Source organism: Streptomyces sp. NPDC051576 (assembly GCF_040681835.1).
Lineage (GTDB): Bacteria > Actinomycetota > Actinomycetes > Streptomycetales > Streptomycetaceae > Streptomyces.
In genome coordinates this window covers 1-12,477 of sequence record NZ_JBFAZO010000014.1, presented here as the reverse complement: position 1 = coordinate 12,477, position 12,477 = coordinate 1, and the positions used below count along the sequence as shown (strand labels likewise).

The following is a 12,477-nucleotide window of genomic DNA, read 5'->3' as shown; positions in this document are numbered from 1 at the left end:
ACGGCGCTACGGGGGCACCTCCGCTCAGGCGACCCCAGCTCTTGACTTGCTTGAGTTAGGCAACCATAAAGGCGTTACTTGAGTCAAGCAATCGTCTCCGACCTTGCTTAACTCAGGCAAGTAGCTGTTACGGTGGGCGCATGTCCACACCGCCACCCGCAGCAGCGCCCGTTCCGGCGGACGTAGCCGAGATCGAGCGGGTCCTCACCCGCATCGCCTACCTGGCCGGGCGGGCCCGGCAGCACGAGCGGCTGATGGCCATGGCCGGGCTGCCGCTGGACCGGGCCGCCGTCGCGATCCTCCGGTACATCGCCGAGAGCGAGCCGATGCGCCCCGGCGTACTGGCCGTCAGGATGTCCGTGGAGGCTTCTCATGTCACGCGCCAGCTACGGCAGTTGGAGCAACTCGGCTATGTGATCCGGATCCCGGACCCCGACGACGGCCGCGCCCAGCGCGTCCAGCTCACCGACAGCGGACTGGCCGCCGTCAGCCGCATACGGGACGCGAGCCGGCGCGGCATGGAGATGGCACTGGCCCACTGGTCCTCCGAGGACCTGCGGCACCTCGCCGGGCTCTTCCACCGCCTCGTCGACGACTTCGTCACCCACGCCGAGACCCCCGTGGACCTCGAAACCCCCGCCTGACCCGCTCAGGGACCCGGCCGCACCTGACCGTGCTGCCACGCCCAGGCCGCGATCTCGACGCGGTTCCGCGCGGCCAGTCCGAGCTGGACGTTGGAGAGTTGCGTCTTCACCGTGGACAGGGAGACGTACAGCTCGGCGGCGATCTCGGCGTTGGTCCGGCCGAGCGCGACCAGGCGCACGACCTCGGCCTCGCGGCCTCCGCCGGACGGACGGTCCGGCCGGCGGTCCTGGTGCTCCTCGCCGGACCGACCGCCGTCCTCTGGCCTATCGCCCGGCGCCCACCGTGGTTCACCCCGCAACTGCGCACCGGCGTGCCCGTCGCTCTCTCGCTCCTGTACGGCGCGGGCGCGCTCGTCGCCGACCGGTCGGCACTGTCCGGCTCCGGCGGGACCCTGATTTTGCTGTCCTTGACCTTCATCGCCGTACGGCACTGTCGGCAGCGGTGGGCCGTGGCGTGCGGAGTCCTGACCGGGATCGCGCTGCTCGCCCTGCCAGTGCGCTACTACTACTCGGTCACCGACGAGAACATGCTGCCGGTCGTGGTGCTGGGTCTGGTGCTCCTCGGCATCGTCGCGGGCCTCGCCGGCTATCTGCGCCCGCTCGACCACCGCCGTACCGTCGCGGTCACCGAGACCGCCGGGCGGAGCGGCCGGCCATCGCCGCCGACCTGCACGACTTCGTCGCCCACCACGTCACCGGAATCCTCGTGCAGACCCAGGTCGCCCGCATGCTGGCGACCACCCGCCCGGAAGACCTCGACCCGGTCCTCGCGGCCATCGAACGCGCCTCCACCGAGGCCCTTGCCGCCATGCGCCGTACGGTCGGCGTACTGCGCGACGCGGGACCGGACGCGGCCGACCGCCGCACGATCGGCGACCTGGCGGCCGTCGCGGACCTGGTCGACGGTTTCGCGAGCCCCGTCCAGAAGGTCACCCTGCGCCGCGACCCCACCCCGTTCGACGACCTCCCGCACCCGGTGCAGGCCGCCGCCTGGAGGGCACGGTCACGGACGACGGCCATGGCGGCACCCGACTCCCGCCGGCCGCACACGGCGGAGGCTTCGGCCTCGTCGGTCTGACGGAACGGGTGACGGCACTGGGTGGTGAACTCCGGGCCGGTCCGCGGGATGGGGGCGGGTGGGAGGTGTGGGCGGTGTTTCCGGTGCGGGGGTCGTGAGGATGGGGAGCCCCGGCTCCGCCTGGCTCAACTCCCTTGGAACAACACGTCGTCCAGGAAACGGATCAGGTCGGCGAAGACCTCCGACCGGTTCGTCTCGTGGAACACCTCGTGCCGGGCGCCCGGATAGACGTGCTCGGTCGGCTCGCCCCCGCTCAACCGCTCGACGCCGACACGGCTGCCCGCGAGCGGGACCAGCCGGTCGTCGGTGCCGTGGAGCCAGAGGAGGGGGAGGTCGCCGATGTCGCCGGACGCGGCGACCGTCTCCAGGGTGCGGGCGAAGGCCTCCAGCGTCGGCCGCTTCATCGGGCCGTGCCAGACCAGTGGGTCCGCCGCGTACGCCGTACCGACGGCGGGGTCGCGGGAGAGCGCGGCCGGGCTGATCGGAAGGTCGGGGATCTCGTCGAGGGCGAGCAGCCGGCCCGGCAGCTCCCAGGCGCCGATCACCGGCCCGGACAGCACCAGGGCAGCGAGTTCGTCGCCGTACCGCTGAGCGAAGCGGGACGCGATCAGGCCGCCCATGGAGTGGCCGATCAGGACCAGGGGGACACCGGGGTGGGTGGCGCGGGCCAGGCCGGCGACGGTGTGCAGGTCCGTGACCACGTCCTCGAAGTCCTCGATCAGCACGCGCTCACCGGCCGACCTGCCGTGGCCCTGGTGGTCGGGGCCGAGGACGGCCGCGCCGTGCGCTGTCAGTACGGCGGCCAACTCGGCGTACCGGCCCAGGTGTTCGCCATATCCGTGCGCGACTAGGGCGAGGTACCGAGGGTGCTCGTGCGGCCACTCGTGTGCGGTGATCGGGTTCCTGGTGCCGGGCAGGACGTGCTCGCGGGTGTCGTCCACACCGGAAAACTAGCATCGCTCATCGGACATCCCGGCCCGCTGCGACAGTGCAGGGGCCACCTGGCGAGACGCTCCTTATGCGACCGGATGTAAGGACATAGCATCGGTGCTCGCATGGACACGATGACTCTCTGGCACATATCCGGCTGGGAATTCGCCGCGCTCGCCGCCGCGGCCCTGCTCGTCGGCTTCTCCAAGACCGCCGTGAGCGGGGCCAACACGGTCAGCCTGGCGATCTTCGCGGCCGTCCTGCCCGCCCGCGCCTCGACCGGCGTGCTGCTCCCGATCCTGATCGTCGGCGATGTCCTCGCCGTCCTCACCTATCGCCGGCACGCCCACTGGCCCACGCTGTGGCGGCTGTTCCCGGCGGTCGCGGCGGGAGTCGTGATCGGGACCCTGTTCCTGGTGTGGGCGGACGACGCGGTCGTACGGACCTCGATCGGCGCGATCCTGCTTCTGATGGCCGGGGTCACGGTGTGGCGCCGCCGCAAGGCGGAGGCCGACGACGAGCCCGATGCCGTCGCCACCCGGTCCGGTCGGGCGAAGGCGCGCTCGTACGGTGTGCTCGGCGGCTTCACCACGATGGTCGCCAACGCCGGCGGCCCGGTGATGTCGATGTACCTGCTCTCCGCGGGTTTCCGGAAGCTAGGCTTCCTCGGTACGTCGGCGTTCTTCTTCCTGATCGTCAATGTGACCAAGGTGCCCTTCAGCGTGAGCCTCGGTCTGATCGACGGGCACTCGCTCCTGCTCGACGCGGCGCTCGCCGCATTCGTCGTGCCCGGTGCGTTCATCGGCAAATGGGCTGTGCCCCGAATCAACCAGCGGCTGTTCGAGCAACTCGTGATCGCGGCGACGATCGTGGGCGGACTCCAACTGCTCCTCCGCTGACCTCGTACGCTCACCCCATGCCCCCGCACATCCTGATCCTCGGCGGCACCACCGAGGCACGCGAACTGGCCGCCGAACTGGCGGTACGGCGGCCCGAGGTGCGGGTGACCACGTCCCTCGCCGGGCGGGTGTCGCGGCCGGGCGCGCTGGCCGGGGACGTACGGATCGGCGGGTTCGGCGGGGCCGAGGGGCTGGCCGAGTGGCTCCGGGAGCACCACGTGGACGCCGTCGTCGACGCCACACACCCCTTCGCCGAGTCGATCACCGCCAACGCGGCACGGGCCGCCGCGGCGACGGGGCTGCCCTCGGTCGTGCTGCGCCGCCCCGGCTGGCGGCCGGGCCCCGGGGACGACTGGCACCCGGTCGCCTCCCTGAGCGAGGCCGCCGACGCGCTGCCCGGACTCGGGCGCCGGATCCTGTTGACCACGGGACGCCTCGGCCTCGCCGCCTTCGCCCACCTCGACCGACTGCACTTCGTCGTACGGTCGGTGGAACCGCCGGAGCCACCGATGCCGCCGGACGCCGAACTGCTGCTGGCCCGCGGCCCGTTCACACTCGCCGACGAGAGGGCGCTCCTGCGCGAGCACCGGATCGACGTGATCGTGACGAAGGACAGCGGGGGACCAGCGACCGCCGCCAAACTCACGGCCGCCCGGGACACGGGCATCCCGGTCGTGGTCGTACGACGACCGCCGTTGCCGGACGGCGTGAGCGCGGTGCCCGATGTCGCCGGGGTGCTGGAGCGGCTGGGGCTCAGTCCGGGGCGATGAGCGTGGCTCGGAGTCGGTCCGCCGTGCGCAGTATCTCGTCATCTCGTCGCGGTTCTTGGCGGTCTTGATTCATACCGGGAGGCGGGTGACCAGCGTCATCTTCTGCCCGGTGTCGTACCAGGGCGCGCGCTCACGCAGGTCGGCGGCGACGAACCGCCTGATCAGGTCCAGGTGTTGGAGGTTGTACGCCCACAGCTCACCGTGTCTGCAGTGGTGGGTAGTTCCGCTCGCCGGTGCGCCGCGCGGTCCGGCATAAGCGGCAGGACTGGCAGAGGAGGGGGTGTTGATACCTCTTGCAGGTGCACCCGCGCTGCTCGAAGTGGGCGACCCGTTCACAACGCGGGTACGTGACTACGACCACCGGCCCGGTCGACCGGCACCCGGTTTTTCAGGAGGCCGAGCTCGCCGCCAACTGCGCCGGGCGCTGCGGCAGTCCCGTGGACAGGTCCTCCACCAGGAGCCGCTTGGCGATGGAGTCGACCGCGGCGCGCAGGTCGGCGGTCGACGGGCGGCCGATGTCCTGCTGGACCCGGTCCTCCAGCCAGTTGCCCCACGCCCTGCCGATGACCTCGGCCTCGCGTTCGCCCGCCGCGGTGTGCGAGAGGAGATAGCCGTCGCGGGTCAGATAGCCCTCCCCGACCATGCGGTCGAAGACCGGGAGGAGCACCTCCGGAGGCATGTGCCGGCGCGCGGCGATCAGGCCGAGACTCGCATGCCCGACCATCCTCGTGAACAGTTCGACCTGCATGACGGCCCAGGCACCGGCCACGTCCAGCCGGGTGTCCGATTCCGTGATGATCCGCCGGGCGGTGTCCAGGTCCGTACTGCCGATGACCTTGCCTACGGCCGCTTCGAGGACCTGTCGCGAGTCCGCGCCGCGCGGTGACGCGAAGCCCTCGCCCATGTCGGTGGAGCCCATCCGCGCGCTGTCGCGCAGCTCCACCTGCTTGAGGAACAGGGCGACGACGAAGCCGATCACCGCGACCGGGACCGTCCACCGGAACACCGTCTGGATGGTGTCCGCGTATGCGTCGATGATCGGGGCCGCGGCGGCGGCCGGCAGCTTGTGCAGGCCCTCGGGGCTGGTGGCCGCCTTGGTGATGACGACCGGGTTCAGCGCGCTCGACCTCGCGGCGGACGCGATCCCGTCCTTGAGGTTGGGTCCCAGGCTGTTGGTGTAGATCGTGCCGAACACGGCGGTGCCGAACGAACTGCCCAGCGTACGGAAGAAGGTGACACCGGAGGTCGCGGTGCCGAGGTCGACGTACTCGACGGTGTTCTGCACGGCGATCGTCAGGACCTGCATGCACAGCCCGATACCGGTGCCGAGGACGAACATGTACACCGACTCCAGCCACGCCCCGGTGCCCGGCCCCATGAGGGACATCAGATAGAGCCCGACGCCCATCACCAGCGAGCCCACGATCGGGAAGTAGCGGTACTGCCCGGTCTTGCTGACCACGTTGCCGCTGAAGACGGACGCGATGAGCAGGCCGATCACCATCGGCAGCGTCCGTACCCCGGAGATCGTGGCCGAGTCGCCGTCGACGTACTGCAGATAGGTCGGCAGGTACGTCATCGCGCCGAGCATGGCGAACCCGACGATGAAGCTGAGGATCGAGCAGACCGTGAACACCGGGTTGGCGAACAGCCGCATGGGCAGCATGGGTTGTTCCGCCCGGGTCTCCACCCAGCAGAACAGACCGAGGGCCACCGCGCCGCCCACGAACAGGCCGATGATGGTCGCCGAACCCCAGGCGTACTCGTTGCCGCCCCAACTCGTCGCCAGGATCAAGGAGCTCGCGCCGACCGCGACCAGCGCGATGCCCAGGTAGTCGATCACCGGCCGCACCGCCGACTTGACCACCGGGATGGTGCGGGCCGCCGCGATGACGACGACGATCGCGATGGGGACGTTGACGTAGAACGCCCAGCGCCAGGTCAGATGGTCGGTGAACAGGCCGCCCAGCAGCGGCCCGATGACCGTGGCCACGCCGAACACCGCGCCGATCGCGCCCTGGTACTTGCCGCGCTCCCGCAGTGGGATGACATCGGCGATCAGCGCCATCGCCGTCACCATCAGCCCGCCCGCGCCGATGCCCTGCACCGCCCGCCAGGCGATCAGCAGCGTCATGTTGGTGGCGAGACCGCACAGGAACGACCCCGTGATGAACACGATCGCCGAGACCTGGAAGACCACCTTGCGGCCGAAGAGGTCACCGAACTTGCCGACCAGCACGGTCGCCACGGTCTCCGCGAGGAGATAGGCGGTGACCACCCACGACATGTGCGCGGCACCGCCCAGGTCCGACACGATCGTCGGCAGGGCCGTACCCACGATGGTCTGGTCGAGGGCCGCCAGCAGCATGCCGAGCATGATCGTCACGAAGACGACATTGCGTCGGCGGTGGTCCAGCACAGGGGGCTGCTGCGGGGCGGGCAGCGCGGTTTCCTCGGTGACGGTCACGAGGTCACCCTCACACCGATGGGCTACTCGCGCTACGGGGGCGGTCCACTCGGGTACCCCGCGTCCTACTCGCCGTTGGGGTGCCGGCGCAGCAGATATGTGTCCATGATCCAGCCCTTGCGCTCACGGGCCTCCGCGCGCAGCCGCTCGATGCGCGGAGCGGCCTCGGCTATCGGTCCGGAGGCGAGGATCTCGTCCGGGGTGCCCAGATAGGCGCCCCAGTAGATGTCGATGTCCTGGTCGGCATACCGCCGGAAGGCCTGGTGCGCGTCCAGCATCACGACCACGTCGTCGACGTCCTCCGGGAACCCTTCGGACAGCCGCCGGCCCGTGGTGATCTGCACCGGCCGCGCTACCCGGTTCAGCCCCGTGCGGTGGCGGGCGACGAGCGCCGAGACACTGCTGATGCCGGGCACGACGTCGTGCTCGAACGCCACCGCGCCCCGCTCCAGGATCTCCTCCAGAATGCCGAGCGTGCTGTCGTACAGCGAAGGGTCTCCCCACACCAGGAACGCGCCGCTCTCCTCCTCGCCCAACTCCTCGACGATGAGCCGCTCATAGATGTCCGCCCGGGCGCTGCGCCAGTCCCCGACCGCGGGGGAGTACGCGGCACCCCCGGCCGCCCGGTCCCGCTCCGGATCGCGCACCTCGACCAGACGGTACGTCCCCTCAGGTATGTGCGCGTCGAGCATGTCCCGCCGCAGCCGGGTCAGGTCGGACTTCACCTCGCCCTTGTCGAGGAGGAAGAACACGTCCGTGCTCCGCAGCACCCTGACCGCTTGCAGGGTCAGTTGCTCGGGGTCGCCCGCGCCGATACCGATGACATGAATCTTTCGCACGCCCCCGAGTCTGCCCCACGCCACTGACAGTCCGTACACCGCACCGGCACGGACCGGCTACGACGTCCCGCGCAGCCGGGGCGCCCGCGCCCGCGCGTCGACCACCCCACCGCCCCGCTCGACATCGTCCCCGAGCCCTCGGGCCCAGGCGGCGACCCCCGCGAGATCCATCCCGTACGGCTGCTCGCGCCCGGTCAGAGCTGCCCACTCCTCAACCCCGCCGGCCCCGCGCCGCAGCAGCCGCGCGCCGCCGGTGACATTGCCCCGGGCCGCGTGGGTGAGACCCACGGCGAGCTGGGCCAGCCCGCGCCACAGGGCACGCTCGTCGTCCGGCCCGGACTTCCAGGCGTCCTCGAAGACCTCGTGCGCATGGAACGGTTTCCCCGCGTCGAGCAGCGCCTGCGCCTCGACGACGCTGTCCTCCGGCGCCCGCACGACCCCCTCGGGCTGCCGTGCCACGCCGTCCGCGTCGTACGGCAGCGGCCGCCCGAGCCCGTCGCGCGGCCGGGCGTTGCGCGCCCGCCCCTCCCCGTCCCGGTCACGTGCGTCGGCCGTACCGCCTGACGATGTGTCGTCCATACGACGATTGTCCCGCGCCCGGTGCCGGCTTCGGCGCACCCCCGGGCGTGGGGTAAAGTGCTGTTCGCGCAATCACGCGGTTCACCGTGGGAAGCGCATCGGGACGTGGCGCAGCTTGGTAGCGCACTTGACTGGGGGTCAAGGGGTCGCAGGTTCAAATCCTGTCGTCCCGACTGGAGACAGTCGCAGGTCAGGGCCGGTTTCGGAGATATCCGAAACCGGCCCTTGATCATTCTCCCGCCGGGCTGTCAGTAGGGCTTCACCCTCGCGGGTCCACGCAGCATCATGCCGTGAGAACACCGCGATGGAAACGAAGAGTCCACACGGCGATGGCAACGGCGACAGCTGTAATGAGCGCCGTTCCCGCGCCCGAGCCGGTCGCGGCGAAAATGCCGCCGAACCCGGCCACTCCCAGAGCCGCTCCCACCGCGCAGCTGGTCTCCTGGAGAGCTGCGGCGCGTGCCACATCCTTGGGCGGAACGCTCCCCAGCAGGTACGCGTCTCCGGACGCCATTGCGACACCCACCCCTAGACCGATCAAAAAGCTGGCCGGCCACAAACCGACAAAAGCAGCTACCACGAGGCCGAGAACGCACGTGGCCAAGCTGACCTGCAACATGTGCACTGGAGGAAATCGAGATTGCAGTTTGTGGAAAACGAACCCTCCGAACGACACCCACAACGCCAAAATCGAGACCGGCAGGATGGACAGCAGCGAATCAGCCTCTGCGCTGAAAAGGAACACTGATCCCGTGTAGCACCCAGAACCGAAGACGAGGGCAAGCGAACAGGCGCCGAATCGGGAGAAGTTGAGCATCCGTACATCGATGAGCGGGTCCCGGGAGCGGAGCTGGCGCACACAGAATACCGCCAGGATGCCACATCCGAATACCGTCGCCAGAACTCGTCCGAGCGCCTCACTGTGACTCTGCAGACCTCCCACGAAGAGCCCGAAGCCAAGAAAAGCCAGGACCGAGGAAGCGACATCGATTTTGGTCGACGAGGCCTGTCCCAGATCGATACCGCGCAAGAGCAGGTTCGCAAGCAGTCCACACAGCAGAGCGACTGCGGCCGGCAACCAGAAGAGCAGAGTGTAGGCGCCGATATCAACGAACGCCCGGCCGAGCAGTGGTCCCGCGCCGGCCCCGATGCTATACGTGCAAATCCATAGGGAGTAGCCCAGTATGCGCTCTGCGGTGTGAGGCAGCCCGCCGATGACCGAGGCAACGCTGGAAACAATCAGCGCGTAGCCAAAGCCTTGTACGAACCGAGTCACTGTCCATGTCGCTGGTGAATCCAACAGGGCAGGGCCGGCACCCGCGATCGCAAACACGCAGAGCCCGATCGACAACGTCACGCCAGGGCCCATTCGTGCACCCAGACGGGACCCAAGGACGACACACGAGGCGAGTGCAATCGTGTACCCGTCGATAAACCATAGACGCCATGAATCGGTCAACACCGGCAGGTCATAGGCGACGGAGTTGAACAGCGTCGAGTCCGCACCGCCGAGAAAAATCGGGACCAGGAGCAGAGGGAAAAGAATCTTTTTGGGCACGGTGGACCGCGCGAGAGAAAGAGTACTTCCCGGCATGGCAGGCCTCGTCTCAGTTGGCAATCTGTGGCGAGTGAAGCGCACTTCGGTTTTGGCATGTTTTGTCTGATTTGCGCAGTGCTGGAAGTGATTCCGAGTCGACGCGGAACCACCTAAGGCGGTTCTACCACGCCTGCGCTTCGGGAGGCAACCAGCTAAGATGGTTCCATGACTGTGAGTCACTTCCCTGAGTTCCGCCTCGGCAAGGTGCTGGCGACCAGCTTCACGGCGACTCTGACGGAGCGTTGCGGTGAGCCGGTGGAGCGCATCCCTGTGCCATCCCGCCTCGTGGACTGGTTGGCGATCAATGGACTCGTGGTCGGTTCCTGCACCATGTCCCAGCTCGACCACGCCCGTGAACTGCGTGAATCAATTCACGCCGCTGCTACCGCCGTCGCAAACCGGAGCCCGCTTCCCTCGTCGGCTGTTCAAGTCATCAATGACTGCAGTACTGACGGTCGGGCCTCGGTAATCCTGACGTCCGAGGGCGGCTGGGAGTGGCGGCTGGGTTCTGCTTCTGTGGAAGACGCGCTCAGCGTGATCGCCGCCGACGCGGTCAGCATCATTTCGGGAGAGCGTCACGGAAAGATGGCCTTGTGTGAATCACCGACGTGCAGAGCCGCGTTCTTCGACATCAGTCGAAGCGGCACACGCAGATGGTGCGAGATGAATACGTGTGGGAATCGCGAGAAAAAGGCACGTTTCCTCGCGAACAAGCGCAAAAAGTCAAGCTCTGCCGGCTGACCGCCATCCTTTTCCACCGCACCACTCTGCTCTCGTCAAGAGGGTGCACGGCTGTTTCGCCGTGCCGCTGCTCGCGGGCGGGCGTCTGGTGGGCAGGGCGGATCCGGCGCGTGAGAAGCAGAGCTTGGTGGCGCGTCAGATCTCGCTGGGCGGCGCCAGACACGTACCGGCCGCGTCGAAAGCGCTGCGGGAGGCCGCCGAGTGGGTCGACCGCACGGACGTACGCGCCGAGCGGGTGCTGCCCTGCCTGCCCGGTGCTCGGTCAGCCGGGGGACCGGCGAGCGTCGTGCCGTCGGACGTCAGAGTCCGAACGCCGTGGCCACCTGCTCGGCGAGAGCGTCCTCCGTCATCGTGGTGTCGACCCGGATGGTGCGCAGTCGGAGACGCTCGGTCTCCCGCATGAGGTGACTTGTGAACATGCGGTCTCGGTCGGCGATGTTGCGGCCGGCCTTCGCGGGATCGCTGGTCTTCCAGACGAACCCTTCCCCTGCTGCGGACCGGCTCCGGATGGCGGCCTGGCGGAAGTCGGGAGTGGGAAGAAGCCAGACGGCGTGCTCGGGAGCGGCGAGCAGAGGTTTGACGAGGTGCGGCAGCAGTCGGAATCCCTCGACGATGACGCACGGTTCCGGTGGCAGGCGAAGGAGGTCTTCGACGATCAGACCGAAGCCCTCACCTCGAAACCAGTGGAACGTCTCCAGCATGACTTCCGGTGACCGGTTCACCCAGCGCTCGTCCATGTCCATGGCGAGGAACTTGTGCAGAAAGGGGGCCTCCCCGGGGGTGGTCCGCCCCGCGTGATCCCGCATCACGTCGTCGGTCGCGTAGTGACGCCAACCGTAGTGGTCGGCCAGTCGGCGGGCGGTCGTCGACTTGCCCGCACCGCTCCCGCCACCGATCCAGAAAACGTGCCGCAGCCGTGCCGGAAGCTCCGCAGCGGCGGCCACCTCTTCATGCTGTCCGGACTGCATCCTTCTCCGATCCTCTGGCGGGTTTCTCTGAAACTACTGCCTGTTGGCGCGGGGACCGTCAGGGTCCGTCGGCAGTGGCCGTGAGCCCTACGTGGGGCTGGGGGTGTCGGTAGGAACACCCCCGATCCGGTCCTCAGGGCCAGGGACGGCGAGGGTCGTCGGCGGCAGGATTCATGGCGTACCGAATCCACCACACGGAATTCCGGGGGACCCCATGAACGAAATGTCGGCCAGGCGTCTGACGGGCGGTGCGGGAATCGCCGCCGCGGTCGCTTTCATCGTCGAAGTTCCGCTGTACTTCATCTATTCGGGCCCGCCGCCGGACGCCAACGTGCTGGCCCGGCTGCTGATCGGGATTTTCGCGCTGGCGTTTCTGCTCGTGTTCGTGACCGCGTTCCGCGAGCTGGTGAAGCGCGTGCGTCCCGAGTACGAATGGGCCGGTTCGCTGGCCTTCACGGCGGGCCTGGTCTACACGACGATCACGCTGGTCTCCAGCGGTCTGGAGGCCGGCGCGGTCATCGCCGCCGACCATCCCATCGACCCGACGATCGAGGTCAGCGGCACGTACATCCTCTACGGGTCGATCTCCCGGCTCATGCTGGCGTTCTTCCTCACGGCGCTCGGGTTCGTCATCTCTCGCACGGAACTGCTGCCGCGCTGGACCAGCAGGTCGGCCTATGCCCTGGCCGGTATCAACCTGGCTTTCGTGCCGTCGCTGTTCTTCGGGAACACTCCCGCGCATTTCTACGCGGCGAACGGCTGGGGCACCACCGCGCTGATGGGTGCGATTCTCAGCTATTGGCTGCTGGCACTGGGGATTTCCACCTACCGCAGTGCGAAGAGGTCCGCTCCCGCACCGGAGCCGGTGTCCGCCTGATACCCGGGGTGGGTATGCTGGCGACCATGGGCCGCCCCCAGCATCCCGCTTCGCCGCTAAGGCACATCACCCGATCAACGAAGAAGTC

At 68.6% G+C, this 12,477-nt stretch carries 13 protein-coding genes, 1 tRNA gene and 2 pseudogenes; 8 read left to right on the top strand and 8 right to left on the bottom strand.

The window, feature by feature from the left end; all coding sequences use genetic code 11:
• Window positions 1-140: 140 nt before the first annotated feature.
• The gene (locus AB0M63_RS37245; RefSeq protein ID WP_355920182.1) at window positions 141-644 is read left to right on the top strand and encodes a MarR family transcriptional regulator; all 504 of its coding nucleotides are present in this window, start codon (window positions 141-143) and stop codon (window positions 642-644) included.
• 5 nt (window positions 645-649) lie between these two features.
• On the opposite strand, the gene AB0M63_RS37240 is transcribed toward AB0M63_RS37245, so the two are convergent.
• Window positions 650-1,252: a helix-turn-helix transcriptional regulator gene (locus AB0M63_RS37240; protein WP_366022474.1), complete on the bottom strand. Its 603-nt coding sequence runs from the start codon at window positions 1,250-1,252 to the stop codon at window positions 650-652.
• Window positions 1,253-1,299: 47 nt separating this feature from the next.
• Between AB0M63_RS37240 and AB0M63_RS37235 the strand changes: the two genes are divergently transcribed.
• A complete protein-coding gene (locus AB0M63_RS37235; RefSeq protein WP_366022655.1) occupies window positions 1,300-1,722 on the top strand; it encodes a histidine kinase dimerization/phosphoacceptor domain-containing protein in 423 nt (140 codons plus the stop codon).
• Between the two features lie 125 nt (window positions 1,723-1,847).
• Here AB0M63_RS37235 and AB0M63_RS37230 read toward each other — a convergent pair whose 3' ends face one another.
• Window positions 1,848-2,663, bottom strand: coding sequence for a lysophospholipase (locus AB0M63_RS37230; protein WP_366022473.1), 816 nt, complete (start codon window positions 2,661-2,663; stop codon window positions 1,848-1,850).
• A gap of 114 nt (window positions 2,664-2,777) precedes the next feature.
• Here AB0M63_RS37230 and AB0M63_RS37225 point away from each other — a divergent pair, with 114 nt between their 5' ends.
• Both AB0M63_RS37225 and AB0M63_RS37220 read left to right on the top strand, forming a co-directional pair.
• Complete coding sequence (locus AB0M63_RS37225) at window positions 2,778-3,551, top strand: sulfite exporter TauE/SafE family protein (protein ID WP_355920191.1); 774 nt, start codon at window positions 2,778-2,780, stop codon at window positions 3,549-3,551.
• A gap of 17 nt (window positions 3,552-3,568) precedes the next feature.
• On the top strand, window positions 3,569-4,321 hold the full coding sequence (locus AB0M63_RS37220; RefSeq protein ID WP_366022472.1) for a cobalt-precorrin-6A reductase: 753 nt from the start codon (window positions 3,569-3,571) through the stop codon (window positions 4,319-4,321).
• Here AB0M63_RS37220 and AB0M63_RS37215 read toward each other — a convergent pair.
• From AB0M63_RS37215 to AB0M63_RS37200, 4 genes and pseudogenes are all read right to left on the bottom strand, one after another.
• Window positions 4,305-4,528, bottom strand: a pseudogene (locus AB0M63_RS37215) (hypothetical protein); the annotation flags it as partial. The gene AB0M63_RS37220 and the pseudogene AB0M63_RS37215 overlap by 17 nt on opposite strands.
• Window positions 4,529-4,709: 181 nt before the next feature.
• Window positions 4,710-6,788 carry an MDR family MFS transporter gene (locus tag AB0M63_RS37210; RefSeq protein ID WP_366022471.1) on the bottom strand — a complete coding sequence of 693 codons (2,079 nt, stop codon included), beginning with the start codon at window positions 6,786-6,788 and terminating at the stop codon, window positions 4,710-4,712.
• A 65-nt stretch (window positions 6,789-6,853) separates the two neighbouring features.
• A complete protein-coding gene (cobF, locus tag AB0M63_RS37205) occupies window positions 6,854-7,627 on the bottom strand; it encodes a precorrin-6A synthase (deacetylating) (protein ID WP_366022470.1) in 774 nt (257 codons plus the stop codon).
• Between the two features lie 57 nt (window positions 7,628-7,684).
• Window positions 7,685-8,206, bottom strand: coding sequence for a DUF309 domain-containing protein (locus tag AB0M63_RS37200; RefSeq protein WP_355920203.1), 522 nt, complete (start codon window positions 8,204-8,206; stop codon window positions 7,685-7,687).
• 99 nt (window positions 8,207-8,305) lie between these two features.
• Here AB0M63_RS37200 and AB0M63_RS37195 point away from each other — a divergent pair.
• Window positions 8,306-8,379 (top strand) — tRNA-Pro (locus AB0M63_RS37195).
• A gap of 110 nt (window positions 8,380-8,489) precedes the next feature.
• Here AB0M63_RS37195 and AB0M63_RS37190 read toward each other — a convergent pair.
• Window positions 8,490-9,800, bottom strand: coding sequence for an MFS transporter (locus AB0M63_RS37190; protein WP_366022469.1), 1,311 nt, complete (start codon window positions 9,798-9,800; stop codon window positions 8,490-8,492).
• A 168-nt stretch (window positions 9,801-9,968) separates the two neighbouring features.
• Here AB0M63_RS37190 and AB0M63_RS37185 point away from each other — a divergent pair, with 168 nt between their 5' ends.
• Together AB0M63_RS37185 and AB0M63_RS37180 are read left to right on the top strand one after the other, a co-directional pair.
• Window positions 9,969-10,544: a CGNR zinc finger domain-containing protein gene (locus AB0M63_RS37185; protein WP_366022468.1), complete on the top strand. Its 576-nt coding sequence runs from the start codon at window positions 9,969-9,971 to the stop codon at window positions 10,542-10,544.
• Window positions 10,545-10,581: 37 nt separating this feature from the next.
• A pseudogene (locus AB0M63_RS37180) lies at window positions 10,582-10,782 on the top strand (winged helix-turn-helix domain-containing protein); the annotation flags it as partial.
• A 61-nt stretch (window positions 10,783-10,843) separates the two neighbouring features.
• Here AB0M63_RS37180 and AB0M63_RS37175 read toward each other — a convergent pair.
• Window positions 10,844-11,512, bottom strand: a complete 669-nt coding sequence (locus AB0M63_RS37175; protein WP_366022467.1) for an AAA family ATPase — start codon at window positions 11,510-11,512, stop codon at window positions 10,844-10,846.
• Window positions 11,513-11,726: 214 nt separating this feature from the next.
• Between AB0M63_RS37175 and AB0M63_RS37170 the strand changes: the two genes are divergently transcribed.
• Window positions 11,727-12,389 carry a hypothetical protein gene (locus AB0M63_RS37170; RefSeq protein ID WP_366022466.1) on the top strand — a complete coding sequence of 221 codons (663 nt, stop codon included), beginning with the start codon at window positions 11,727-11,729 and terminating at the stop codon, window positions 12,387-12,389.
• Window positions 12,390-12,477: the final 88 nt, after the last annotated feature.

Bases quoted from the DNA above. Each gene is read 5' to 3' on its own strand.
- AB0M63_RS37245 (WP_355920182.1), top strand. From the start codon at position 141: ATGTCCACACCGCCACCCGCAGCAGCGCCCGTTCCGGCGGACGTAGCC.
- AB0M63_RS37225 (WP_355920191.1), top strand. From the start codon at position 2,778: ATGGACACGATGACTCTCTGGCACATATCCGGCTGGGAATTCGCCGCG.
- AB0M63_RS37220 (WP_366022472.1), top strand. From the start codon at position 3,569: ATGCCCCCGCACATCCTGATCCTCGGCGGCACCACCGAGGCACGCGAA.
- AB0M63_RS37200 (WP_355920203.1), bottom strand. From the start codon at position 8,206: ATGGACGACACATCGTCAGGCGGTACGGCCGACGCACGTGACCGGGAC.
- AB0M63_RS37190 (WP_366022469.1), bottom strand. From the start codon at position 9,800: ATGCCGGGAAGTACTCTTTCTCTCGCGCGGTCCACCGTGCCCAAAAAG.
- AB0M63_RS37185 (WP_366022468.1), top strand. From the start codon at position 9,969: ATGACTGTGAGTCACTTCCCTGAGTTCCGCCTCGGCAAGGTGCTGGCG.
- AB0M63_RS37175 (WP_366022467.1), bottom strand. From the start codon at position 11,512: ATGCAGTCCGGACAGCATGAAGAGGTGGCCGCCGCTGCGGAGCTTCCG.
- AB0M63_RS37170 (WP_366022466.1), top strand. From the start codon at position 11,727: ATGAACGAAATGTCGGCCAGGCGTCTGACGGGCGGTGCGGGAATCGCC.